The following is a 25,013-nucleotide window of genomic DNA, read 5'->3' as shown; positions in this document are numbered from 1 at the left end:
AGTCCGGGGAGGGGGACGGCCCGGACGGCAGGGGGTCAGCGCGGCACCAGCGTCGTTTCGGTGGCCTTGACGCTGGTCCATACCGTCGCCCCCTCGGCGAGGCCGAGTTCGGCGGCGGCCTGCGGGGTGATCTCGGCCACCAGGTCGGGGGCGTCATCCGAGGTGATCAGGACCCGGAGCCTGCTGCCGCTGGCGGTGATCTCGCGGACGGTGCCGGGCCACACGTTGCGCGGACTTCCGGATGGGCGCTCCGCATGTACCGAGACGGCCTCCGGGGCGATGATCGCGAGGGCGTCGGTGCCCGGCGGCAGGGGGTCCGAGACGACGAGGGTGCCGCCGCCGGAGAGCCGGAGCCCCCGCACGGTGGTGGCGCCCGGCCAGGCGTTGCGGCCGAGCATGCGGGCGACCCATGGGGACCGGGGGTGGCGGGTGACCTCAGCCGGCGGCGCGTCCTGCAGAGCGCGTCCGCCGTCGAGCACGAGGACGCGGTCCGCGAGTGCGACCGCCTCGACGGGATCGTGGGTGACGATGAGGCAGACACCGCCGAAGCCGTCGAGGTGGCGGCGGAGGGTGTGCCGGACGCGGGCGCGGGTGGTCTGGTCGAGGGCCGCGAGGGGTTCGTCGAGGAGCAGGGCGCGGGGGCGTGCGGCGAGGGCCCGGGCGAGGGCGACGCGCTGGGCCTGGCCGCCGGAGAGTTGCGCGGGTCTGCGGTGTGCGAGGTTCCCGACGCCCAGCCGGTCCAGCCAGTGCTGGGCGTCGCGGCGTGCGGCGGTCCGGGGGGTGCCGCGGGCGCGGAGTCCGTAGGCGGTGTTGGCGAGGGCCGTCAGGTGCGGGAAGAGGGCGCCGTCCTGCGGGACCCAGGCAACTCCCCTGCGGTGGGGCGGGAGTTCGGTGACGTCCGCGCCGCCCAGTACGAGCCGGGCGTGGGCGCGGTCGGTGAGGCCGAGGAGCGCGCGCAGCAGGGTGGTCTTGCCGGCACCGTTGGGGCCGACGACGGCGATGGTGGTGCCGGGTTCCGCCTCGAGCGTCAACTGGGTGAAGCCGGTGAGGTCGGCGCGCAGGGGCCAGCGCCCGCCGGGGTCCGCCGGGGAGGCGAGGGTCGCCTCCGGGGTGTCCGCGGGGGCGGGTTCGGCCGCCGCGGCGGCGGGCCGCCCGGTCCGGTCGCGGACCGCGGGCGTGCCGGTCCAGCGGCCCCTGAGCGCGACGAGCACCAGCATGGCGATGGCGAGCAGGAGCAGGGAGACGGAGGTGGCGGCCGCGGGTTCCTCCTGTAGCAGCAGGTACACCTGGAGGGGCAGGGTCTGCGTGGTGCCGGGAAGGTTGCCGGCGAAGGTGATGGTGGCGCCGAACTCGCCGAGGGCCCGGGCCCACGTCAGGGCGGCCCCCGCGACGAGCCCGGGGGCGGCCATGGGCATGGTCACGGTGAGGAACACCCGCAGAGGTGAGGCGCCGAGGGAGGCCGCGGTCTCCTCGTAGCCCGGCCGCAGACCGCCGAGCGCCCCCTCCAGGCTGATCACCAGGAACGGCATCGCGACGAAGGCGGCCGCCAGAACGGCACCCGCGGTGTGGAACGGAAGCGTGATGCCGAACCAGTCCTCCAGGTAGGGCCCGAGCAGACCGCGCCGGCCGAAGGCGAGCAGCAGCGCGACGCCGCCGACGGTCGGCGGCAGCACCATGGGCAGCAGCACCAGGGAGCGCACGAACGCCTTGCCGCGGAACGGCACACGGGCCAGGAGCCATGCGAGCGGGACTCCCAGCAGCAGGGAGAGGCCGAGCGCCCAGAACGAGACCAGGAGGGAGAGACGCAGGGCCTCCACCGTTGCCGGGGCGGTCAGATGGGCCGCGAGTTCGCCCCACCGGGTGCGGGTGAGGATACCGGCCAGTGGGAGCAGCAGGAACGCGACGGCGATCACCGCCGGGAGCGCCAGGGTGAGCGGTGCGCGCGGGCTGCGGCCTGTGCGGCGGCGGAGTGGTGGCATGGGGGTGGTCCTGGTACGAGGAGGCGGGGGCCGGGTCCGGGGGCCCGGTCCGGGTCTGGCGGCGGGGGCGGGTCCGGGTCTGGGACGGGGGTTTGCGCGGCCCGTGACCGGGCGGCACCTGACGACGGATCCGGGGATCAGGGCTGCTGGAAGCCGGCGTCCCGGAGGATCCGCTGCGCCTCGGGAGAGGAGAGCCAGGAGACGAACGCGGCGGCGGCCTCGGCGTTCTTCGAGGACTTCAGAGTGGCGGCCGGGTAGGCGGCGACGGCGTTCTGGGTGTCGGGGATCTCGACGGCGTCGACCTCGTCCGGCGCGGTGGCGGTGTCGGTTCCGTACACGATCCCGGCGTCCGCCTCCCCGAGTCCGACCTTGCTCAGCACCGCCCGCACGCTGGGTTCCCGGGAGACCGGCCGCACGGTGATCCGCTGGGCGTCCAGGATCTCCCTGCTGTAGCGCCCCGCGGGTACCTCGGGTGCGGCGAGCACGACCTTCAACCGGGGATCGGCCAGATCCCGGAGGCCGCCGATCCCCTCGGGGTTGCCCTCGGCGGTGGCGATCACAAGCCGGTTGCGGGCGATGACCTCGGGGGTTCCGGTGTCGGCGCTGAGACCGTCCATCGTCCGGGTGTCGGCGGTGACCAGCACGTCGGCGGGGGCGCCCTGTCCGACCTGTGCGGCCAGTTCCTGCGACCCCGCGAAGGAGAAGGTGACGGCGGTGCCGGGGTGGGACTTCTCGTAGGCCGGTCCCGCGGTGCGGAACACGTCGGTGAGCGAGGCGGCGGCCAGCACGGTGAGGTCGGCCGCGGACGGGCCGGAGGCGGCCGGTGCGGCCTTGGCACCGCCGGCGGGGTCGTCGCCGCCGCACGCGGTGAGGGGCGCGGCCAGGGCCGTCGCCAGGACTGCGGCGGCGGCGCGGCGGCGGGTGAAGCTGCGCTTCATGGTGCTGGGGCTCCTGATGGACGGGGCCGGCTCGGCGGCCGTCCGCACGGGTCCTCGGCGGCTTTCCGTACGGGTGGCGGTGGGCCGTGGCGGGACGTCGGCGCCGCCGAGGGCGGGTTCGGGTCAGATGCGGTCGATGTGCACGCTGGTCGACTTCACACGGGCGGTGGCGCGCATGCCGACCTCGAGCCCCAGTTCCTCCACGGCCTCCCTGGTCAGCAGGGACACCAGCCGGTGCGGCCCTGCCTGGATCTCGACCTGTGCCGCGACGTCGCCGAGTTTCACGGCGGTGACGATGCCGGGGAACGCGTTACGGACGGAGGTGCGCGGAGTGTCGTCGTCTCCGCCGCCGGACTGCGCGAGTTCGACGGAGAAGGCGGCCAGGTCGCGGCCGTCGACGAGACGCCGCCCGCCCTCGTCGCGATGGGTCGCGATCCGGCCGGCGTCCGCCCAGCGGCGCGCGGTGTCGGGGCTGACGCCGAGCAGCCGCGCCGCCTGCCCGATGGTGTAGGACTGCATATGCGTCACCGTAGGGTTACAGCCCTCTTTTCTGCAAACCTTCCGTGCGTTCCACCTGGCATGTGCGGGATCGACTGGAGATTCGGACGAGGCCGCGGGGCGGCACTCATGGTCGCCCGCGGCCCGGCGACCGCCCCGTCCACTTCCCCACTTCCCCGGTACCCCGCATCCCCGGTACCCCACTTCCCCGGTACCCCGCATCCCCCGGCCCGATCGCCCGCGGACGCCGCAGTCGCCGCGGTCGCGCCGCGGTCAGGAACCGGGCACGGGGGCTTTCGCCCGCTCCGGGGCGCCTGGCTTCAGGCGGCGAGGGGGTTGTGGGCGCCGGGCACCGCTTCCTCGGGCGCGACCGGGCCGGGCGGTGTGGCGCGGCCGAAGGGCGTGCCGCCCAGCGCCGCCCGGTCGTGCGGCTCGAGCCAGTTCGACAGGTCCGGGCCGGCCGGCACGATCCCGGTCGGGTTGATGTCGCGATGCACCACGTAGTAGTGCCGCTTGATGTGGTCGAAGTCGACCGTGTCGCCGAAGCCCGGCGTCTGGAAGAGGTCCCTCGCGTACGCCCACAACACCGGCATCTCCGAGAGCTTGCGCCGGTTGCACTTGAAGTGGCCGTGGTAGACGGCGTCGAAGCGCACGAGGGTGGTGAACAACCGTACGTCGGCCTCGGTGACCGTGCCGCCGACGAGGTAGCGGGACTCCCGGAGCCGGTCCGACAGCAGGTCGAGACGGGCGAAGAGACGTTCGTGCGCGGCCTCGTACGCCTTCTGCGAGCCGGCGAACCCGGCGCGGTACACCCCGTTGTTCACATCCCGGTACACGGCCTCGTTCACCGCGTCGATCTCGTCGCGCAGGGCGGGCGGATACAGCGCCGGGGCTCCCGAGCGGTGGTGGGCGGACCATTCGAGCGACATGTCGATCGTGATCCGCGCGAAGTCGTTGGACACGACCTTGCCGGTGGTCACATCGACGATCGCCGGGACCGTGACCCCCCTGTCGTAGTCGGGGTCCCGGGCCAGGTAGGCCTCCTGGAGCCGCTCGATACCGAGCACCGGATCGCGCCCGCCCGGGTCCAGGTCGAAGGTCCAGCTGCGCTCGTCGTGCGTGGGCCCGGCTACGGCCATGGGCAGCGCCCGCTCAAGGCCGAGGAGCCTGCGCACGATCACCGCGCGACTCGCCCACGGACAGGCGCGGCTCACCACCAGCCGGTAGCGGCCCGCCTCCACCGGGAAACCGTCGCGCCCGTCGGCGGTGATCCTCGTCGCGAGGTAGCGGCTGTCGCGCGTGTACGCCCCGCCGGGGTTCACATAGCTCATCTGATCGCCCTACCCGCCGGCGACCGTGACGAACGCCCCGGCGCCCCCGTACGGGTGCGGGGCCGTCGCCCGGGTCCCGCTCGCTTCGCTCCGCGGGCGCACGGGGGATCCGCCCTGCGGACACCGGAGGCGGTGGCGATGGCGGCGCACCTCCGTCCCGCGGGCGCACGGGGGATTCGATGTCGGCGAGGAGGTGCTCGACGGCGAGCCTCTTCGCTCCTCGGGCGCGCGGGGAGCCGGAGACGCCCCTCCCCCGCGCCTCCCCAGCGCCCCGGCCCGTCAGGCGCCCCCGGCCGCATGGCATCCGGGGGCGGGGACCGGCTCATTCACGTTGCCCTCGGGAGGCTTCGGGCGGGGTCTCCACCGCGAGAAGGCGCGGGCGTTTGGCGGTGCATCCGTCTCCCGACGATCGGCCGCGCAGCCTTCTGCCCAGCCAGGGGCCGAGATACGCGGCGGTCCAGCGGAGTTCCGCGACCGCTGCCTGCCACCCCGTGGGGAGAGGTGCGGCAGGCGGGGGCAGCGGGCGGCTCCAGGTGTCGTCACTGCCGGGCAGTGCGAGTGCGTGCGCCATCGCGGCGGCGATCCGCTGGTGCCCGAGCGGGGCGGCGTGGAGCCGGTCCGGGCTCCACAGCCGCGGGTCGGTGACGACGGGATGGTGACCGGTCTCGGCGAGGACCACACCATGGCGCCGGGCCGCGTGGCGGATGCGGTCGTTCAGGGCGGTGACACGTGAGCCCAGCGGCCGGGCGACGGGGATGATGCGCGTGATGTCGGGGAAGGTCAGCGTCGCGACCCGGGCCCCCTGCGCGGTGAGCGCGGCGAACATCGCCTCCAGGTGGCCGGCGACCTGATCGGCGTCGAACCGGGGGCGCAGCAGGTCGTTGACTCCGGCGACCACGGTGACGAGGTCGGGGCGGAGGGCGAGGGCCGGGGCGAGCTGCTCGGCGCGCACCTGGGACGCGAGGCGCCCCCGCACGGCCAGGTTCGCGTACCGCAGACCGGGGTTGTGCCGTGCCAGGTGCTCGGCGAGGCGGTCGGCCCATCCCCGGTGTCCGGCGATGTCGTCGCCGTCGCCGAGGCCCTCGGTCTGACTGTCGCCCAGCGCGACATAGCGGAGCCGGTGCGCTTCAGTGCCGTTCACGGACGCCCCGCCCTCCGGGACGACCGGAGATCGGACGACCGGAGATCGCACGGTCGCCGCGGTCGCCGACGTCCGGCCGCCCGGCGCCGGTCGCGGCATCCTCCGTGCGCTCGGGCGGACGCACGGCCTGCACGGCGGTCTCGAACCGAGCAGCGGTTCCGGCCCCCCTTCCCCGGAAGCACAGGCCGCAGCACCATCCGAACCCCCTCCTCGCGCCCGGGTCCCCTACGGACCGGCGAACCAGCCTCAGCATACTCAAGAATATGACTATTCATATGGGCGGGTATGTGGGATGCGGTCGATCGCGGCCCGGACCCGTCGCACGCCCGGGGCACCGGGGTTCGCGGGGCGGGCCGGGGCCGGCCCCCGACCGCGGCGGACTCGCCCGCGACGGTGAACACCACGAAGGAACGCGCCAGTTAGCGGCCGCGGCTACGGGGCAGAGAAGATCGGGACGATCCTGGAACTGGTCCCGATGACGAATCGAGGTGCTCGCCGCACATGACGGTGCCCGTCCGGCGTCCGCGGTCCGCCGACCGAGCCGCCTTCAGCATGAGGCAGACGATTCTGTGGTTCGCTCTGGCAGGGGCCGTGCTCTGCGGCTGCGGTCTGATGCTCAGATCGCTCGTGAGGGCGGCGGGTGTGGGCGGCGCGCTCGGTGGAGTCGCGCTGGCCGGCACGCTCTTCGCGCTCCTCGGCCTGCGGCGGGCCGGCGGGAGACGGCGGGCCGCAACGAGTACCGGCTCCATACCGTACGAGACGGGGGTGCCGCAGCCGGTCACGGAGTCCGCGCTGCCCGAGGCGGGGGAAGGGCGGGAGGCCGCCCGGGACTTCGCGGCGATGGACGCCGAGGCGTTCGAACTGGCCGTCGCCGCGCTCTGCGAGCGCGACGGCTGCACGGACGTCGAGGCGGTGGGCGGCAGCGGGGACCTGGGCGCCGATGTCCGGGCCGTCGCTCCGGACGGACGCCGCCTGGTCATCCAGTGCAAGCGGTACGGTCCGGTCAACAAGGTCGGGTCGCAGGACATGCAGCGCTTCGGCGGCACCTGCTTCGCCGTGCACGAGGCCGACATCGCCGCCGTGGTGACCACGGGGGAGTTCACCGGTCCCGCGGCGGAGTACGCGGAGCAGTGCGGGATCGTCTGCCTGGACCGGGCCGCGCTCGCGGCGTGGGCCGACGGCTCCTCCCCCGCACCGTGGCACGGCGGCACCGTTCGGCGGGGGCGCTGAGCCCGCGGCTCTGCGGGGTGGGCGAGACGATCCGCTCCGGCCCGGGCGGTGAAGTGCCGGCCCGGGCGGTGAGGTGCCGGCCCGGGGCCCGGTCAGCGCACGAGGAACAGGGTGAAGGCACCGCCGTCCTGGGCGATGCGTTCGATGTGGGCGTGTCCGCGAACGGTCCGGTAGGCACCCGTCCCACCGGTGACTGCCACGTCGAAGTCGCGCGGCGGGGTGCCGACGGGGGTGGTCTGCAGGTGCTGCCAGGTCACCTGGCCGAGGGGCAGGCTGAACGTGCCCGTGCAGTGGGTGGTCATGGGGGCCACTCGGGTGCACACCGCGGCTTCGGTGCCGTAGCTCCTTCCGTTGCGGAACAGTTCGGCGGTGATGACGACCTGGTCGCCGAGCCCGGGTCCGGGGGTTCCGTTGTCGACCATCGTCGTACCGGTACCGGTCGACGTGAGGCTGAGGACCTGGACTCGGTCGGGTGCGGCGCCGCGATGGCGGCCGGACGGGTCGTCGGATGCGGAGACGGGGCTGACGAGGGCTGCCACGGACAGTGCCGTAGCCGCCACGACGCCCCACTTGGGAAGGGAAAGCATGCGGTCCTCGCCTTGTGCCGTCGGCTCCTGGATGCGGCACAGAATCACCTCCGGCCTGACGTGGATTCAATTCCGAAACACCGGGACGGTGACCGTTCATCCGTCCGGCCGGGCGCCGCGGCACCGGGCCGGTTCCCCGGCGGGCACCGGCGGCCGGGGCGCCGTCCACCCGGCCGGTGTGCCGGGCCGAGGGGGCACTCGGTCCCGACCCGCCGGGCACGGGCGCGGGGGTGCGGGGGGTGCCCAGGTGCCAGTCGACGCGTTCGCCCAGGGCGCCGGCACGGGCGCGGGGGCGCACGGACGCGGGGGCGCGGGGGCGCGGTGCTCCGCGCCGCGGCGGACGACCCGGCCTGGGCATGCGTGTACGGGGCGATGACGGGCATACGGAGTGAGGGATCATCAGGGAAGGGACGGTCATGGAAATCTCCGGCATCTTCAGCGCGATCGTGATCGGCATCGTCGTCGGTGTGCTCGGGCGGCTGGTGCTGCCCGGGCGGCAGCACATCGGCGTCCTGTGGACGATCGCCGTGGGCATCGTCGCCGCACTGATCGGTACGGCGCTCGCCGCGGCTCTCGGGGTCGCGGACACCAGGGGTATCGACTGGATCGAGTGGCTCATCCAGATCGGCCTCGCCGCGGTCGGCGTCGCCGCCCTCGACCGCGCCAAGGCACCGCGCTGAGCGTTTCCCCGCGTTCGTCCCGCCGGTGCGTCCGGAGTCGGGCGGAAGCGGGCGGGAGCGGGCGGCTGAGCGGTGCTGCGCCCGGGCCGGGCACGCGGATCGCGCAGACGGATCGGGCGGGCGGATCGGGCGGGCGGATCGGGCGGGCGGATCGGGCGGGCGGATCGCACCGGATCCGTGGGCCGGCCGGTCCCCGTGCGAGCGTGCGGGGTACCGGCCGACCGCTCACCCGCAGGGCGGCCGGTAAGGGATGCCGGGCAGGTGGCGGTGCCAGGCGTCCCGGGTGAGGGGAGGGCGGCCGCCGTCGCAGGCGTGTGCGACGGCACGCCCGAAGTCGGTCGGCAGCAGGCGGACGGTCCCGTCGAAGACACCGGTCAGCAGCGTGCGGCCGTCCGGGGTGTAGCGGACCCCCATCACGGCCGTGGCATAGGCGCCGAGCACGGCCTTGCCGCGGGGGGCGGCCGGTGAGCCGACGTCCCAGATACCCACCGACCGGTCGTCACTGGCGGTGGCGAGCGTGCGCCCGTCCGGGCTGAAGGCGAGATGGCCGACGACGTCGCTGTGCCCGGTGATCCCCGACACCCGGCGGGGCCGGTCGGGGTCGGTGACGTCCCACAGTCTCACCGCCTCCCGGCCGCCGCCGGCGGTGGCGAGCAGACGGCCACGGGGGTGGAACTCCGCCCAGAAGGCGCCCAGTTCATGGGCGTTCCAGGTGGCCCGCGGCGAAGGCCCGCCGGAGCCGCCGAGGTCCCACACCCGTACCGCCCCGTCCTGGCCGGTCGTGGCCAGGAGCCGTCCGTCGGCGCTGAAGGCCAGCGACCGGACCGTGTCCGAGTGGCCGCCGAGCGCCGCCCGGAGCCGCGGTCGGCGGGTGTTCCCGATGCCCCAGACGCTCACCGTGCCGTCCCGGTGGCCGCCGGCGAGCAGGCGGCCGTCTGGGCTGAAGGCCACGGCGTGGACACCTCCGCCCGGGCCGGTGAGGACGGACAGCGCCGCGGGGCGCAGCGGCCTGGCGGCGTCCCACAGCCGTACGGTCCGGTCGGCGCCGGCGGTGGCGAGGATCCGGCGCCCGGGGCTCAGGGCGACGGCGTGCACCGCCTCCGTGTGGCCCGTCACCGTTCCCGCCCGCACGGGGCGTCCGGGATCGCGGATGTCCCACAGGCTGACGGTGTGGTCACGGCTCCCCACGGCCAGCAGCGCGCCGTCGTCGCTCACATCGAGCGTGTAGGCCTCCGCGCGGTGCGCCGCCCAGGTGGTCATGAGCGTACTGAGCAGGGCGTCGCGGGTGGTGCGCCGGGGCCTCAGCCGGTAGGAGGCGAGGGCGAGTTGGACGGCGAACTCGGGGTCGGCCGCGTACGTGCGGGTGGCCGCCGCGGCCGCGTTCAGCGCGACGGCGTCGTTGCGCTGCCGGGTGACCTCCCGGGTCGCCCGGACGGAGAGCACCGTGGCCACCGTGGCGAGCACCGTCATCAGACCCAGGGCGGCCAGGAGGACGCGCAGCCGCCGGGTCCGGCGCGCGGCGGACCGGGTCTCGGCCGCTTCCGCGGCGAGGCTCGCCGAGAGGAAGGCCTGCTCGCGGGCGCTGAGGCCCACGTCGGCGGATTCCGCCAGCCGGCGGGCCGTCTGGAGGCCCGCGCCACGGCAGAGGGCGTCGGGGTCCTCCCCGGTGGCCGCCCACACCGCGGCGGCCTCGGTCAGCCGGTGGTGTGCGCGGCGCTGGTCCCGGTCGGCCGAGAGCCACTCCCGCAACCGGGGCCAGCTGCTGATCAGCGCTTCGTGGGTGATCTCCATCCGTTCCTCGTCGAGGCTGACCAGCCGGGCGGCGGCGGCCCGCTCCACGACGGCGACGGTGGCGGCGTCGTCCCCCTGTTCCCCGTGGGTCATGCGGCGTGTGGTGTCCTCCGTGCCGGCCCCGGGTGCGGTCAGCCGCAGCAGCAGGCGGCGGGCGGCGCCGCGCTGCTCGGGGTCCAGGTCCGTGTAGAACGCCTCCGCGCTCTCGACCAGCGCGCCCTCGATCCCGCCGACGGCTTCGAGGCCGGCGAGGGTGAGCAGGTTGCCGCGGCGGCGGTGCCAGGTCTCCAACAGGGCGTGCGACAGCAGCGGTAGCGCTCCGGCCCGGCCGTGCGCCTGCGCCGTGAGGGTCGCCAGCAGCGCGCCCTCCACGGTGAGGCCCGCCCGCCGGGCCGGTTGCACCACGGCCCGCCGCAGCTCGTCCGGGCTCATCGGCCCGAGCGGCACCCGTGCCTGACGCATCGCCCCCGCCAACGCGGAGTCGCGGACGCAGTGGGCGTAGAAGTCGGCCCGCACGCCGAGTACCACCCGGCAGCCGCCGGGCCGGTCCGCGGCGGCGGCGACCAGCGCCTCGATGAAGCAGCCGCGCTCGCGGCCGTCCTGACACAGCGTGAAGACCTCCTCGAACTGGTCGACGATCAGCACGGCGGGGCCGCCGGGACCACCGGAGCGCGCGGTGGTCTGCCGCAGCACCCGGCCCAGGTTCTCCGGGTCCTCCCGCAGCTCCCGGTACAGCCCGCCCGGGGCGAGTCCCGCCAGCGCGCCCAGCCGCACCGCGCACTCCTCCAGCGGACGGGGCCCGGGGGTCAGCAGCACCGGTGCCGCCGACGGCCGCAGGGCCGGCGCCAGGCCTGCCCGCAGCAGCGAGGACTTGCCCGATCCCGAGGCGCCGAGCAGTACGACGAACCGCTGCCGTGCGAGCCGTCCGACCAGTTCCTCCACCAGTTGCTCCCGGCCGAAGAACCACTGCGCGTCCTGCTCGCGGAACGGGCGCAGGCCCGCGTACGGCGGGGGCGCCTGCGCCTCCTCCGACGTACCCGGGCCGGGCCGCTGGCCGCCGAGCCGTCCCGCGGTCTCCCGCCACCGGCGCTCCCACTCCCGCGGGTCGCCCCCGCAGGCTCCGACGTACGCCAGCGTCACCGCCAGTGTCGGCAGGCGCAGACCGGACGCCGCCGAGGAGAGCGTCGAGACCGAGTAGTGGGCCCGCTCCGCGAGCTTCCGGTACGGCGGGCTGCCGGCCGAGGTCCGCAGTCGCCGCAGACCCGCCGCGAAGTCCAGGAGCGGACCGTCTCCCGCGCCGAGCGGGGTCTCCTTGCGCGGCACCGGCACTCCTTCGCCCGTCGTCCCCTCTGGCCGCGGTCTGCGCGGCGGAACCCATTGTCCAGGAGTTGTTTGTTCGGCACCAGGGGGCCGAACGCGAACAACACCGGGCCGGTAGTCCTGGAGCGGACGACGTCGCGGAGCGTGGCTGCCGAGGGGGAACATCCGTGTACTACTACTGCGAGCAGACCTCACGTGCCCGGTCCGGGCTCCCTTCGTGTCCCGGCTCCCCGCGCCTGGTCGTCAGAACCGAACTCGCGGGCCGGTTCGTGTCCCGCGAGACCGAGGCGGCGCTGCGGGCCACCCGGGCGCTGGTGGTGCGGCACAGCGGGACACGCCCACCCGGGGTGCCGCGGGCCCCGGTTGTCGTGGTCACCGACAGCGCGGCGGCCGCGGGGCGGTTCGCCGCGGCGGCCGTGCTGGTGGCCCCGGTTTCCGTGACCGACGCCGAACTCGGCGAGCTGGGGCACGCCGGTGTCGCCGGCGTCGTCCTGCGCCCCGCCCTGTCCCGGGAACTCGTCACCGCGATCGTCAGCGTCGGCGCCGGGGACCGCTGGGTCAGTCCCGCCGTGGGGGCGCGGCTGCTGCGCCGGTTGACGCCGGCCCCCTACGCGCTCCCCGCGTGCCTCACGGCGCGTGAACGGCAGGTCCTGGAGCACATCGCCCTCGGCTCGCCGAACGCCGAGATCGCCGAGGACCTGACGATCAGCGTCCGCACCGTCAAGCATCATGTGACGAACCTGCTGATGAAGCTCGGCGCCCGGGACCGTGCGCATGCGGTGGCCATGGCCCGGCTCGGCGGTGCCCGGCGGGCCGACGGCGGTTGAGGACGCACCGCTTCACCGCCGCGGCGACCGGCGGGACCGCGCGGCGGCGCCCGGCGGACCAGGGCCGGTACGCTCACGGCCCGGCCAGCTTCGTCGCCGAGTTCGCCAGCTCCGCCACTCTGGGCCGCAGTCGGGCGATCTCGGACTCGTGTGCCGCGACGACCTTCCTGATGACCCGGGCCCGCTGGGCGGCGGTCTTCTCCCCGAACCCGGTCTGCCGCGCGCACCGGGCGGACGCGACCGCCAACCGTGACTCCTCGGCGGTCGGCACATAGCGCCGCTCCGGTACGGCCGGAAGGACCTCGACGGTTCCGGGAACCCGTTTGGGCTCCGCGGGTCCGGTGCCCTCGTGGCGGCCCGTGGGAACGCCGATCCCGAAGCTGTCGAGAGTCCGCGCACCGGGGATGTGCCGGCGGAAGCCCCCGGCCTCGACACAGGCGAGCAGGGGCCGCAGGGCGGCCGCGGTGACGGCGGCCTCCGCGGGGGACTTCAGCAGTGCGTCGCGTTCGTCGGCGACGTCGTTGTAGAGCCGGTAGCTCTGGTTCTGGATCTCGGAGAACTCCGGCCCCAGTCTGCTTCCCGCGGCGTGCCGGCACCTCTCGAACTGCTTGTCGAAGCCGCGGTCGTAGCTGAGGACGCTGGCGGCTTCGGGGCGCCGGTGCTCGCCGAACCCGAGCAGCTTCGCCTGCTCGTCGGTGCGGGTGGCGAAGAGCGGCGGCCGGACGTCCATGTCGGCGAAGGGCCTGGACTGCCGCGACAGTCCGGTCCGCTTGAGCTGGGGGTAGCCCTGCCGGTCCATGCAGTCGCCGGTGAGCCGGTTCCTGACGTGTTCGATCAGGTCGATGTCGCCGGCCCGGAAGATCTCGTCGGCGACCTTGTCCGTGGGGACGGCGGCCAGGTCGGTGGCCTCGAAGGCCTCGGCCGCACAGGCCGAGAGGACCGCCGCGGCAGCCAGGGCCCCGAGGGCCGTTCGGGTCCGTCGTTCTCGCATCGGCGTCTCCCTTGGATCCGGGTGGAGCGGGGTCCGGCCGCCCGGCGACCGGACCCGGCCCTGCTAGCAGAGTCGTTCGTGACGGTCGTTGCGGTTGTTGATGTCGCCGAGGTGGTACCGGGCGTTGTCGTTGGGGAACTCCCGCCAGGTCCACAGCCCGCCGGAGTAGTTGCCGACCCGGATCCGGCAGCGGGTGTCGCGGTTGGTGACCTGCAACGCGTTGTCCTGCACCGGCTCGTTCGAGACCTGGTAGCGGTACTGGTCGTAGTACATGAAGTTGTGGCCGCCGTGGTTCGCCGTGTACCAGAACTGCTTCTGGTACGTGTCGCCGGCGCTGTACCAGAAGCAGATCTCCCCGTGGGCGCAACCGGGCTTGTTGTCACCGTTGTCGGCGTGCGCCGCGCCCGGCAGAAGTGCCGCGGCCACGGCAGCGACGACGGCCACCGCGGCCGCCGGGCGGAAGCTACGAACGGTCATGGTTCTCCTCTCCTCCGGGCCGGGCCGGGCCGTCAACAGACACGCTCGTGACGGTCGTTGGCGTTCCTGATCTCGCCGAGGTCGCGGCGCACATGGTCGTTGGGGAAGTACCGCCACGTCCACAGCCCCGTGGCCGGACTGCGGTTGCCGACCCTGACATCGCACTGGGTGTCCCTGTTGGTGATCTCGGCCGCGTTGTCCTGCACCTGGACGCCGGTGGCCTGCCCGGCCCACCAGGTGTAGCCGCCGTGGTTCGCCGTGTACCAGAACTGCTTGGTCCACAGCACGGCGCCGCTGTAGCGCCAGAAGCAGATCTCTCCCTGGTTGCACGCGGTCCGGCCGTCCCCGTTGTCGGCGTACGACGCGCCCGGAGCCGTCAGCAAGCCCGTCACCGCCAGCGCGACCGCGGCCACGACGGCCGACCGCCATCTCCTCGAACCCACCGCTACCTCCCTGTTCGGCTGCGCCCTCGGTGGGACGCGACGCAGTCGACGATAGGAAGGCGGGCCGACGGCCACATCGGACCTGGGTACAGGTCACGGGCCGGCCCAACGGGCAACCGGCGTCGGACCAGAAGTCCGCACACGACCCCGAGCACGACCACGACCACAATCACGGCCACGGCCACGGCCACAATCACGGCCACGGCGCCTCCGCCGCGGTCGGCGCGCCGGGCGACGGGGACTCCGTCACCCGGCCCCCGTCCGGGCCGTCCACGCGGCACCGCGGGGACGGCGCCCGGGGAGCGGTATCGCTGCGCCGCTCCCCGTATCCGCCGCACCGCTCCCCGTACCCGGCGGGGGGCGGGGGCTGTGCGGCGGGGGCGGCAGGACCCGGCCCCGCGAACGTACGCAACGGCCCCCGGCGGGCTCCGGCCCGCGGGGATCCGTCACAACACCGCGCTGTCCGCGGCGGATTCCGGTCCCGCCGCGCCCTCCGGGCGTCGCACGCACAGGCGATGCCGGAACCACATGCACCGAACTCCGGGCAAACGGCGTACCCTGCATCACACCATTCCCACCACCGGCAGCAGGCACAGCCGCGTCAGGAGAGCACGATGACATCGACGCCCAACGCAACGCACAGCATCGAGGCGACAACTGCGCTGCTTCAGGCGGAGCTTCCTGAGCTGGAGCAGCAGCAGGTCGCACTGCAGAAGGAACTCGCGGCGGTCTCGGACCGGCTGGAGTCGGTGCGCACGGCCCTGGCGGCGCTCAGCGCGCTGTCGGCGACCGTGGTCCCGGCACCGCGCGCCGCCGAGCCGGCCGTCGGTGCCTCCGCGGCGGAGGTGGCCCCCGTGGAACCCACCGCGGACGTCGCCGTGGAGGACTCCGGCACCGAGGCCACCGACGAGGCCACCACGCAGGAGGACAGGACCGACGAGACCGCGGCTGAGCCCGCGGATGCCCGGTCCGTGGGCGGCTCGGGAACCGTGACCGGCTCGGGCACGGTGACCGGCTCGGGCACCGTCCGTACGTCCCGCAGGAGCCCCACCGCCCCGAAGCCCAAGGCGAAGAAGCCCGCCACCACCTCCCGGCGCCGCCCGGCGAAGAAGGCGCCCACCTCACCGGCCAGGTCCGTGAAGTCGAAGGCGAGGAAGCAGTCCGCGGCCACGGCGAAGAAGACGGCGGACGGCACGGCACCGGCCGGGGCGTCCCCGGAGTCCGGGGGGCTGACGGAGCAGGTGATCGCCGTGCTGTCCCGCCACCCCGGAACCGCCCTGCGGGCCCGGGACGTGGCCCGGGCCCTCGGCCGTGACGACAGCGCGGGGAACATCAACACCGTGCGCAGCACCCTCGACCGGCTGGTCGCCACCTCCCGTGCGCACCGCGCGGGCCGCGGCCTCTACCAGGCCCCGGCCGGCTGAACCGCAGCTCGTGGTGGCGCTGCGACGTGCGCCGCGGCGCCACCCGTGCCCCGGAGCCGGGCCGTGGAGTGCGGAGGGACGGCGCACGGAGGGCCAGAAGGGCGGGAAGGGCGATGCGGTCGTGACCTTCGCCGGGGCGGTTGCCGGCGGCGAGTGTCGTGACATGCGCCTCGGGGGGCGGCCCGGCACGGGCGGCGGCGAGTTCGGCGAGGTGGCGGAGGGCGCGGTCGACGGGGTGGGCCGGATGTTCGACGAGACCGGCTCCGCCGGGCACGGAGCCGGGCCTGGCGAGCCGGGCAGGCCGGGCGGGCCGGGCGTCGGCCTCAGCCGTGACGGCGCAGTTCGTGGAAGAAGTCGTCGACGGTGTGCAGCCGGCCGGCGCGTACCGTCTCGTCGTACACGTACTTGCCGACGGCCAGGTCGAGGACCCCGAGGCCGAAGGGCGAGAAGACCACCGGCCGGTCACCGGGCACCCGTGCCTCGCCGGACACGACGTCGGCCAGGGTGCCGTTGAGGAAGTCCCGGCTTCCGGTGAGCTGTTCGGCCAGGTGCGGGGAGGTGTCGGCCTTGAGGCAGTGCTCGACGTCGTCCACGAAGTTGGCCGAGGCGAGGACGATCTCGGGGGCGAGGTCGCGCAGTGAGACGTGCAGCACCAGCGGGTTGTGCCCGAGCCACGACGGGTCGGTGACATGCGGTTTCGCGGCGATGGTCGCGAATACGACCATGTCGCTGGAGCGGATGAGTTCCTCGGGGCCGTCGTGGACGGTGACCCGGCCGGGAGTGCCCGTCTGCTTCAGATAGCCGGCGAACCCGGCGGCGCTGTCGGCGGACAGGTCGTGCACCCCGATCTCGTCGAAGGACCAGCCGGTGCCGGCGAGGAAGGTGTGGATGTAGCGGGCGATCAGGCCGGTGCCGAAGAACCCGACCCGCGAGGGGCGTTCGGGCCGGCCGCGGCTGAGCCGGTCGGCGGCGAGGGCCGCCATCGCGGCGGTTCTCGACGCACTGATGATCGAGCTTTCCAGGCAGGCGAACGGGTAGCCGGTGTCGTGGTCGTTGAGGATCAGCACGGCCGAAGCGCGGGGGATCCCCGCGGCGACGTTGTCGGGGAAGCTGGAGATCCACTTGATGCCGTCCACGCGGACCTGTCCGCCGACGGACGCCGGCAGTGCGATGATCCGGGAGTTGGGGCGGTCGGGGAACCGAAGGAAGTACGAGGGCGGATTGACCGAGTCGCCCATGGCATGCAGCCGGTAGGTGGCTTCGACCAGGTCGGTGATCTGCTTCTCGCGATGCCGGAGGGTGGTTTGCACCTGGGCGCCGGAGATCACGGCGAACGGTGGCACTGCGGTGGGCTGGGACATGGGAGACTCCCGGGGGGTGGAGCGGGTCTCGGGTGGGGTCGGAGCCGCCGGTGGGGACGGGTGTCCCTGACCGGTCGCGGCCGAGGGGGTACTGCCGGTCGAGGCGGTACGGCGGGCCGAGGCGGTACTGCCGGTCGAGGCGGTACGGCGGGCCGAGGCGGTACTGCCGGTCGAGGCGGTACGGCGGGCCGAGGCGGTCATCGTGCTGCCTCTGCGCTCACCGACGAGGTGCCGGAGAACTGCTGCGGGTCCGACATGCCCACGAGGATCTCGCGGGGGCCGTCGTAGGGTTCGCGGCTGTGGGCGGTGCGGATGTTGTCGACGAGCATCAGGTCGCCGGGCTGCCAGGGTTCGCGGGCCGTGTGGGCCTCGTAGACCTCGTTGAGGGTCGCCACGACGTCCTCGCCGACGGGGTCGCCGTTGCCGTAGCGGGTGTTGAACGGCAGGCCGTCCTCGCCGTAGACGTCGACGAGGTACTCGCGGACCTCGGGGGCCAGGGTCCACTCGTTGAGGAAGGCGATCTGGTTGAACCAGCAGCGCACCCCGGTCGCCGGGTGGCGCACGACCGCGCTGCGGCGCTGGCGGGTGCGCAGTGCGCCGTCGCTCTGCCAGGCGAAGTCGATGGCGTTGGCGCGGCAGTACTCCTCGACGGCGCCGCGGTCGCCGGTACCGAAGGCCTCGGCCCAGGAGGCGCCGATCTCGTCGTTGTAGCTGCGGGTGAGGAGCCAGCCCTCCCGCTCGAAGCGCTCCACCATCGCCGCGGGCAGCGCCTCCAGCACGGCCGAGGCGTCCGAGACCCCCGTCACCCCGCCCGAGGCGGGAGCGGTCAGGCACGCGAACATCATCATCCCGGGGAACGTCAGCGCGTAGCTCAGTTCATGGTGCATGCACATCGGCTGGTTCGGCGGCCACGCGGTGGACGAGTACACCCCGTCCCGATACGCCTCACGAACGGCGAAGGCCTCGGTGTCCCGCATGAGAGCACCGCCCGCGAGTTCCCGAAGAGCCGCGGCGGCCTGGTCCGCGCCGCGCAGCCCCAGGCCTCGGATGAGGATCGCCCCGTGCGTGGCGACGAGGGAGCGCAGTGCGGTGGTGTGCGCGGCGATCCAGCTCGATGTGTCGTCAGGGGGGTCGATGGGGAGGATCGGCGTCCTGCCGGGCTGAACGGTCGCCTCGGGCAGGGTCGCGGGGGCGGGGGACGTCATGATGGGGTCCTTTCCTTGCTGCGGTGTTCCGTGCCGGGCCCGCAGGCTCTGCGTTCAGGGGGCAGGGGCGGGTTGGCTTTCGGTGTCGGCCTTGGCGTCGCCGTCGGTGTCGCCGTCAGTGTCGGCGGCGGTGTCGGCGTTGGTAGCCCGGGTCCCGGATCCCGGCACCGGAACACCCGCCACCCACCGCGGCACCGCAGTGAACCCACCCGACGCCGGCACCCCACCCCAGAAATCCCGGCCCGGCTCCGCTTGCATGTCCATCGTGTCTTTCCTCGGTCGTCCAGGTCGTGTGTGAGGCGGCGTGGCATTGCCGGTCGGCCGCCGACGGGCGTACCCGGTGCCACGGTGTGGTGCGGGCGTCGGGGTACGGCTGTGTGCCGGGAACCCTGTGGTCCCCTTCCCTGACCGCGCTGCCGCGCCACCGTGCGTTAGGGGGAACTTCGGCGGCGGTCGGCAGCGCCGACCGGCACACGATCACGCTGTGTCACACTCGTCGGGGCTCCGCCGGACCGCTCCGGCCGTGCACCGGACACGCGCCCGCCGCGGGGCCAGGGCAGGCCGAGGCCGCTACCCCGTACCGGTAACGGAACCACGAGCGTATGAGCCGCCTACCTGCGATCTGCGCGGTCGCGCCGATGTTCTCCCTTGGAGTCGGCCGTTCCAGGAGCGCCCTTGTCCGGAGCCTCGCGGCAGCGGTTCGGGAATGCTCCTGCCCGCCGGTGCCGAGCACTCCCCGGTAGGCCGGACGGGTCCCGCCCCGCCCTGCCTCACCCTGTCCTGTCCTGTGCTGCCCCGCCCTGCCCTGCCCCTGGGATTCGCCGCCCGACGCGAAGGTGCACACCGGATAGCGGATCTCCGCCGACCGCTCGAATACTCCCGGCATCGAAACCGATCATGCTGTTGAGCTGCACAGGGGAGGAATCACATGGCCGTGCGCGTTCTTCGGTCGACGGCACCGCCCCGTGCGCCTCGCTGCCGTGGACAGCGTCGGCTCGGTCACCGTCGGCGGCACCCCGAGCCGACGGATGGTCCCGGGAGCGGGCACCGGCGTCCGTCCGCCGCTGCTGCTGGACGGCGCGTATGCGGACGCGGTCGTCCACGTCGCCGGGGGCGACACCATCCGGGTGCCTTCGGCCGGCCCGGCGCGCGTTCCGCTTCGGCGGTCCCACCGGCACCGTCGTCGGAGGTGCGACGGAGTGGCCCGCCGCAGACGGGGACGACGACCTGACGTCGGTGGCCATCGCCCGGGACCCGGGCGAGCGGTACCCGGATCCGATCTGCCGGAACAACCGGTTCCACGGCCCCTGCGGCCGGCACGTACCCGCCCGCCGGACCGCTGCCGCCCCCTCCCCCGCGGCCTGACACCCGCACGGTCTCCCGGGCCGACCCGGCCCGCCCGGCGTCGCTGACGCCGCACCGTCCGTTCTCCCGGGACCCGCACCGTCCGTTCTCCCGGGACCCGCGCCACTCGACCTCCCGTGTCCGCGCCACCGGCGCGGTCGACGGCCGTACCGGCCGAGGCGGCGGCCCGGCGTCCGCGGTGCGGTACACCGCCGGGCTGCCGATCCCTCCGTCTACGGCGCCATCTCGTACGCCCCGGACAGCGCCTCGACCCGCTCCCAGACACGTGCCGAGCGGGCCTCGTCGACGACGGGCCGGCGAACGGCGCCCAGCGCCCAGTTCTGCTGCCGCTCGGTGGCCGAGTCCTTGCCGTGCAGTTCGACGGCGTACCCGGAGAAGTCGCGGACCAGGACGGCGAAGAGTTCGTCCAGCACGTCCTGGTCCAGGCCGGTCAGCCGGGCCTGCTCGAGGATCAGCTGGCCGTGCACCACCAGGGCGAACAACTGGCCGACGGCGAGCAGCAGGTCCAGGTCGCGGCTCTGCTCCTCGTCGGGGGCGGCCGTGCCGACGAAGACGCACAGGGCGTCGGCCTGCTCGCGGAAGCGGGCGACGTTGGGCACGTCGGCGTAGGCGTCGAAGGCGGCCCGCCAGTCGTGGAAGCGGATGGAGCCGAGCCCCCGGGCAGGTCCCTGCCGGAACAGGAACCCGTCGTCGGCGGCGTCGAGCCGGGCGGGCACCTCGGGGTAGGCCACCGGGTCCAGCAGGTGGTTGCGCATGAACTTCAGGATCAGTGCGAGGTTGACGTGGACCGTGCCCTCGAGCTTGGGCAGGCCCCGGATCTCGACCGCGGCCTGCGCGAAGTAGTTGTCCTTCTCGAAGCCCTTGGCGGCGATGACGTCCCACATCAGGTCGATGACCTTCTCGCCCTCCGTGGTGACCTTCATCTTGGTCATCGGATTGAAGAGCAGGTAGCGGCGGTCGTCCGGGCCTGCGGAGCGGAAGTAGTCCACAGCGCGGTCGCTGAACAGCTTCATGCCGGCGAGGCGTACGTACGCGTCGGTCAGTTCGCGCCGCACATGGGGGAACGCGGTGACGGGGCGGCCGTACAGGACGCGGTTGTGCGCGTGGCCGACGGCCTCGTACATCGCGTGCTCGCAGATGCCGATCGACGCGGTGCAGAGGTTGAACTTGCCGACGTTGACGGTGTTGAGGGCGGCGTCGAAGGCGGCACGGCCGGTGTGGAGGACGTCGTCGGGTGCCACCGGGTAGTCCTCGAGCCTGAACTCGCTGACGTACTTGGAGGAGTCGACGACGTTCTGCACCAGGTGGTACGCGGGGTGCCGGCTGTCGGCGGCGAAGAAGACGTAGCCGTCCGGGCCCTCCACGTCGGTGCGGCGGCCGAAGACGGAGACGAGCCCGGCGGCGTTGCCGTTGCCGATGTAGTACTTGGACCCGGTGGCCCGGAAACCGCCGTCGCCGTCGGGTTCCAGCAGCATGTCGGTGGAGTAGATGTCGGCGCCGTGACTCTTCTCGGAGAGCCCGAAGGCGAACACCTGCCCTTGGGCGAGGAGTTCGGCCGCGCGGGCCCGGGCTGCGGTGTTGCCGCTCTGCCACACCGGCCCGAGGCCCAGGATGGTGACCTGCCAGGCGTACCAGTAGTCGAGACCGTAGAACCCGAAGATCTCGTTGAGTGCGGCGATGCGCGCGGTGTCCCAGCGCTGGTCCGGCCGGGCGGCGTCGGCCGCCGGGGTCAGGAAGGTGGCGAACAGGCCCTCCTTGGCGGAGAACGCGAGGAAGTCGTCCAGCCAGACGCGCGAGCGGTAGTCCTCGATCAGCCTGCGCTTGCCGCGGGACTCGAACCAGTCGACCGTTGCGCGCAGCAGCCTGCGGGTCTCGGGGTCGAAGTGCGCGGGGTCGTAGGTGCGGGGGTTGAACAGGAGTTCGTCGGCCATCGGATACGCCTTCCTGAGGTCGGGGTCGGACGGGTGGGCCCGGGCGGTGCGGTTCGCCGCGGACGGTCAGGGGGTGTACCGCCGTTCGCCGCGGGGCGGGGTGCTCGGGGCGGTTCGCCACGAGCCGGGCCCGTCCCGCCAGGCGGGTACGGGTGAAGCGGTGCGGTTCCGGGTGACCGGGGTTCCCGGGGTTCCCGGGGTTCCCGGGCGGCGGAGCCGGCCGGGGCCGTCCGCACGGCCGCCCGGTTCAGGTCCCCGTAGGTGCCCGGTTCAGGTCCCCGCGGATGCCGCGCGCAGTCGGTGGAGGGTGGACAGGACGTCGTCGAGCCAGGCGATGGTCATCCGCTCGTAGGCGATCCCTCCGCGCAGCACGACGTGCTGGAGTTCCCGGCGGGTGTCAGGCGGCCGGGGCGCACCGGGTCCGGCGAAGTCCCGCTGCTCCCCCGCGAGGTAGTGCTCCAGCCGGGCACTGTGGGCCTTGCGGTGCCGCTCGACCTCGGAGATCAGCGCCGCCGGGTCGTCGAAGGCGGCACCGCGGATCTTCACGGCGAGTTCATGGCGGATGCTCTCCGGTTCGACCGGTTCGTGCAGCCAACGGGAGAGGGCGGCGCGACCGGGGACGGCGACCGAGTACTCCTTCTTGTCCGGCCGGCCCTGCTGGGCCACTTCGCGGACCTGTAGCAGGCCGTCGCCCTCCATGCGCTTGAGGACGCGGTAGATCTGCTGGTGGGTGGCGGTCCAGAAGTACCCGATGGACCGCTCGAACCGGCGCGCGAGCTCATAGCCGGAGCCTGGCTGCTCCAGCAGGGAGACGAGGATCGCGTGTTCGAGAGCCATGCCTCCGATCCTTGTGTGCAACTCGTTGCATAGGCAAGTGGAGGTGTGCGGATGAGACGCGCCTCACCCACGGGGACGGCGGCGCGCCGCCCCGATCCCGCCCTCGGCCCCGGGCGTCCGCCCGCCTCTCGGGTGGGGCCGGGGCCCGGCGAGGACGGCTCGAAGGATCATGCCGGACACCGCGGCCGGCGGCGGGAAACGGCACGGTCAGCGCGGAGCCGGCTCGGCGCGGAGCCGGCGTCCGCGCCGACGGTTCCGGTGCGTCCCCTCCGGAGCGCGGGTACGGCCCTTGCGGGGCGCGGGTACGGCCCGTACGGAGGGCCCCGGAGAGCGCTTCGGCGACTCCCCGGGGCCCTCGTCCAGCGGCCGGACCACTCCGTTCCGCTCCGTTGCGTTCCGTTCCGTTCCGTTCTGCTCCGTTCTGCTCCGTTGCGCTTCGCTAGAAGGTGAGGTTCCAGGCGTCGATACGGCCGGTGTCCCGGGTGGCCGAGTCCCGTACCCGCAGCTTCCAGGTGCCGGCGGCCACCTTCGATGAGGCGTTCACCGTGTACGTCTTCACGACGTCGTCGGCACTGTCGCCGTCCGGGAAGTCCTCCAGCAGGTACACCGTGCCGTCCGGAGCGACGAGGGACAGCACCAGGTCACCGCGGTAGGTGTGCTTGATGTCCACACCGACGACGAGCGCGGCGGGGGCGTTGCCGGTGAGTCCGGTGACCGTGATGGGCGACTCGGCGGTGGCGTTGTCGTTGACGGCCACGTCGGTGGTGTTCTCGAAGTAGCGGCCCGGGGGCGGAGTGCCGCCGACCGCCTTCAGCGCGTCGACCTGCCCCTCGCCGAAGAAGGCGTTGTCGGCGGTCGTACCCGTGCAGCGGCCGTCGGACGGGCAGGCGGTGTCGTTGGCCTGCGCCGCGAGGCGGGAACGCAGTTCGGCCGGGGTCGCGGCCGGGTCGGTGCTCGCCATCAGGGCCGCGACGCCCGCCACGTGCGGGGAGGCCATCGACGTGCCGTTCTTGTTCCCGTACTTGCCGCCCGGGAGCGTCGAGTACACCCCGTACGCGCCGTCACCGCCCGGCGCGGCGACGTCGATGATGCCACGGCCGTAGTTGGAGTACGACGCCTTGACGTTGCCGTTCCCCGTCGCGGCGACCGTGACGACGCCCGGCAGCTCCGTCGGGATGTCGATGCAGGCGTTGGTGATGGTGCGGGTCACCGGCGTCGAGTCGTTGGGGCTGGACCTGTCGGTCCGCTTGTTCGCCAGGTCGTAGTTGGAGTTGCCGGCGGCGGCGACCTGGAGCGAGCCCTTGCCCTCCGCGTACTGCTGGGCGCGCCTCACGCCCTCGATGATCGCGGCCTGGTCGGCGTCGTCCGGGCAGTTGAACATCCACGGATCGGTGTAGTAGCTGTTGTTGGTGACCCTGAAGCCGTGGTCGCCGGCCCACATGAAGCCGCAGACGGTGTTCTCGGCGAAGAACATGCTGGTGTCGGGTTCGGCGATGCGGACGGAGGAGATCCGCACTCCGGGGGCCACTCCGACGACGCCCTTGCCGTTCCTGGCCGCGGCGATGGTGCCCGCGACATGCGTGCCGTGGTCGCCGATGTCGCGCCAGGCGCCGGCGCGGGTGTCGGGTCGGCCGTAGGCGCAGGAAACGGAGTCCGCCGCGTTGAAGTTGGGCGCGATGTCCTGGTGCCGGTCGTCGACGCCGGTGTCGAGGACACCGACCTTGACCGAGGCGGAACCGGTGCTGACAGCCCACGCCTTGTCCGCCTTGATCTGGGTCATGTCCCAGCGGTTGGACTCGGTGAGGCTGGTCGGCGACTGGGACGGCGCCGCGGGCAGCGCGGGGTCGTACGCGTCCGCGGGGACGTCCGATGTGCGGGTCGCACCGACCTGCTGCACGCCCGGGACGCCGCGCATGGTGCCGGCGAAGGACGGGGACGTGGCGTGGGCCACGATCACGCCGATGGCGTCGTAGTACGCGAAGGCCGTCCCGCCGTTGGCCGTGACGGCACCGCGTACGGCGGATGTGTCACCGGGCGCGGTGATCACCAGGTAGGCGCGGGTCCCGGCGGCCCAGACGGCCTGCGGGGCGGCGGGCGCCGCCGACACGGCAGTTGCGCTCGCCGCCTGGGGCGCGGCCTGTGCGGCGCTCACGGGGAGCGCGGCCAGCAGAACCGCACCGACGGCGGCGCACGCGGCCGGCGGACGTCTCAGACGACTGGATATGAGGGGGGTAGGCAATGCATCCTCCGGAAGCCCGGCCGCACCGAGGCGCGCACCGGGCGTGCGATGAAAGGAACGGACGCAAGATCTCAGACCGCGGCGCCGTGGGGGAAGGTGTTCCTCGCGCCCAACTACCCCTGGCAGACAAGTGGTTGGCGAGTATTCCGCCTGTTTTGGATGCCACTCGGACGGCTTGTCTCATCGGCAGGCGGCCGTGCACCGGCGGCATGGGGACAGGGCTGCGGCGACCGATGCGGCCGCGCACAACCGTCCGGGGCGGAGTGGCGGAGGCAGGCGCGACGGGGCAGAGGGGCGGAGGGGCGGAGGGGGGCGCGACGGGGACGAGTACCGCACTCATGTCTCGAGCGGGCCCGAGGGGATGGCTCTGCCCATGGCAGGTCGGGCCCCGTCTGTCGCCGAGGACCTGCCGATGCGG

Annotated in this window: 20 protein-coding genes; 4 read left to right on the top strand and 16 right to left on the bottom strand. The window is 73.7% G+C overall.

Features of this window, described 5'->3' with window-relative positions:
* Positions 1 to 35 precede the first annotated feature (35 nt).
* From DDQ41_RS30445 to DDQ41_RS30425, 5 genes are all read right to left on the bottom strand, one after another.
* Positions 36 to 1,979, bottom strand: coding sequence for an ABC transporter permease (locus tag DDQ41_RS30445; protein WP_109297352.1), 1,944 nt, complete (start codon positions 1,977 to 1,979; stop codon positions 36 to 38).
* Positions 1,980 to 2,116: 137 nt separating this feature from the next.
* Positions 2,117 to 2,917: a molybdate ABC transporter substrate-binding protein gene (modA, locus tag DDQ41_RS30440; protein ID WP_109298022.1), complete on the bottom strand. Its 801-nt coding sequence runs from the start codon at positions 2,915 to 2,917 to the stop codon at positions 2,117 to 2,119.
* 123 nt (positions 2,918 to 3,040) lie between these two features.
* On the bottom strand, positions 3,041 to 3,436 hold the full coding sequence (locus DDQ41_RS30435) for a TOBE domain-containing protein (protein WP_109297351.1): 396 nt from the start codon (positions 3,434 to 3,436) through the stop codon (positions 3,041 to 3,043).
* Positions 3,437 to 3,735: 299 nt separating this feature from the next.
* Positions 3,736 to 4,746, bottom strand: a complete 1,011-nt coding sequence (locus tag DDQ41_RS30430) for a glutathione S-transferase family protein (RefSeq protein ID WP_172607589.1) — start codon at positions 4,744 to 4,746, stop codon at positions 3,736 to 3,738.
* Positions 4,747 to 5,068: 322 nt separating this feature from the next.
* Complete coding sequence (locus DDQ41_RS30425; protein WP_109297349.1) at positions 5,069 to 5,887, bottom strand: SGNH/GDSL hydrolase family protein; 819 nt, start codon at positions 5,885 to 5,887, stop codon at positions 5,069 to 5,071.
* 501 nt (positions 5,888 to 6,388) lie between these two features.
* On the opposite strand from DDQ41_RS30425, the gene DDQ41_RS30420 reads away from it, so the two are divergent.
* A complete protein-coding gene (locus DDQ41_RS30420; protein WP_109297348.1) occupies positions 6,389 to 7,117 on the top strand; it encodes a restriction endonuclease in 729 nt (242 codons plus the stop codon).
* Positions 7,118 to 7,209: 92 nt separating this feature from the next.
* Here the strand turns inward: DDQ41_RS30420 and DDQ41_RS30415 are convergent, their stop codons facing one another.
* Positions 7,210 to 7,704 (bottom strand): hypothetical protein, encoded by a 495-nt coding sequence (locus DDQ41_RS30415; protein WP_109297347.1) that lies wholly within the window; start codon positions 7,702 to 7,704, stop codon positions 7,210 to 7,212.
* 416 nt (positions 7,705 to 8,120) lie between these two features.
* Between DDQ41_RS30415 and DDQ41_RS30410 the strand changes: the two genes are divergently transcribed.
* Positions 8,121 to 8,384 carry a GlsB/YeaQ/YmgE family stress response membrane protein gene (locus DDQ41_RS30410; RefSeq protein ID WP_109297346.1) on the top strand — a complete coding sequence of 88 codons (264 nt, stop codon included), beginning with the start codon at positions 8,121 to 8,123 and terminating at the stop codon, positions 8,382 to 8,384.
* A gap of 225 nt (positions 8,385 to 8,609) precedes the next feature.
* On the opposite strand, the gene DDQ41_RS30405 is transcribed toward DDQ41_RS30410, so the two are convergent.
* Entirely contained in the window at positions 8,610 to 11,498 is a 2,889-nt protein-coding gene (locus DDQ41_RS30405; protein WP_109297345.1) for an nSTAND1 domain-containing NTPase, read from the bottom strand.
* 164 nt (positions 11,499 to 11,662) lie between these two features.
* Here DDQ41_RS30405 and DDQ41_RS30400 point away from each other — a divergent pair, with 164 nt between their 5' ends.
* The gene (locus tag DDQ41_RS30400) at positions 11,663 to 12,322 is read left to right on the top strand and encodes a helix-turn-helix transcriptional regulator (RefSeq protein WP_109297344.1); all 660 of its coding nucleotides are present in this window, start codon (positions 11,663 to 11,665) and stop codon (positions 12,320 to 12,322) included.
* Between the two features lie 73 nt (positions 12,323 to 12,395).
* Here the strand turns inward: DDQ41_RS30400 and DDQ41_RS30395 are convergent, their stop codons facing one another.
* From DDQ41_RS30395 to DDQ41_RS30385, 3 genes are all read right to left on the bottom strand, one after another.
* The gene (locus DDQ41_RS30395; protein ID WP_109297343.1) at positions 12,396 to 13,313 is read right to left on the bottom strand and encodes a hypothetical protein; all 918 of its coding nucleotides are present in this window, start codon (positions 13,311 to 13,313) and stop codon (positions 12,396 to 12,398) included.
* Positions 13,314 to 13,376: 63 nt separating this feature from the next.
* Positions 13,377 to 13,790, bottom strand: a complete 414-nt coding sequence (locus DDQ41_RS30390; RefSeq protein ID WP_109297342.1) for a hypothetical protein — start codon at positions 13,788 to 13,790, stop codon at positions 13,377 to 13,379.
* A gap of 32 nt (positions 13,791 to 13,822) precedes the next feature.
* Positions 13,823 to 14,233, bottom strand: a complete 411-nt coding sequence (locus DDQ41_RS30385; protein ID WP_147317674.1) for a hypothetical protein — start codon at positions 14,231 to 14,233, stop codon at positions 13,823 to 13,825.
* Positions 14,234 to 14,847: 614 nt separating this feature from the next.
* Between DDQ41_RS30385 and DDQ41_RS30380 the strand changes: the two genes are divergently transcribed.
* Positions 14,848 to 15,657: a hypothetical protein gene (locus tag DDQ41_RS30380; RefSeq protein WP_109297340.1), complete on the top strand. Its 810-nt coding sequence runs from the start codon at positions 14,848 to 14,850 to the stop codon at positions 15,655 to 15,657.
* Between the two features lie 323 nt (positions 15,658 to 15,980).
* Here DDQ41_RS30380 and sbnB read toward each other — a convergent pair whose 3' ends face one another.
* The 6 genes from sbnB to DDQ41_RS30345 form a co-directional block, all read right to left on the bottom strand.
* Complete coding sequence (sbnB, locus tag DDQ41_RS30375) at positions 15,981 to 17,018, bottom strand: 2,3-diaminopropionate biosynthesis protein SbnB (RefSeq protein ID WP_109297339.1); 1,038 nt, start codon at positions 17,016 to 17,018, stop codon at positions 15,981 to 15,983.
* A 197-nt stretch (positions 17,019 to 17,215) separates the two neighbouring features.
* Complete coding sequence (locus DDQ41_RS30370; protein WP_109297338.1) at positions 17,216 to 18,223, bottom strand: TauD/TfdA family dioxygenase; 1,008 nt, start codon at positions 18,221 to 18,223, stop codon at positions 17,216 to 17,218.
* A 54-nt stretch (positions 18,224 to 18,277) separates the two neighbouring features.
* On the bottom strand, positions 18,278 to 18,487 hold the full coding sequence (locus tag DDQ41_RS31520; protein ID WP_162602768.1) for a hypothetical protein: 210 nt from the start codon (positions 18,485 to 18,487) through the stop codon (positions 18,278 to 18,280).
* Between the two features lie 1,313 nt (positions 18,488 to 19,800).
* Complete coding sequence (locus DDQ41_RS30355; protein ID WP_109297335.1) at positions 19,801 to 21,519, bottom strand: acyl-CoA dehydrogenase family protein; 1,719 nt, start codon at positions 21,517 to 21,519, stop codon at positions 19,801 to 19,803.
* Positions 21,520 to 21,789: 270 nt separating this feature from the next.
* A complete protein-coding gene (locus DDQ41_RS30350) occupies positions 21,790 to 22,356 on the bottom strand; it encodes a PadR family transcriptional regulator (protein ID WP_109297334.1) in 567 nt (188 codons plus the stop codon).
* Positions 22,357 to 22,795: 439 nt separating this feature from the next.
* Entirely contained in the window at positions 22,796 to 24,595 is a 1,800-nt protein-coding gene (locus DDQ41_RS30345; RefSeq protein ID WP_174720339.1) for a S8 family peptidase, read from the bottom strand.
* Positions 24,596 to 25,013: the final 418 nt, after the last annotated feature.

Origin of the sequence: Streptomyces spongiicola (assembly GCF_003122365.1) — a bacterium.
Classification (GTDB): Bacteria; Actinomycetota; Actinomycetes; order Streptomycetales; family Streptomycetaceae; genus Streptomyces; species Streptomyces spongiicola.
Note: the sequence above shows the minus strand (reverse complement) of the source record. Positions and strands in the feature narration are given on the sequence as shown.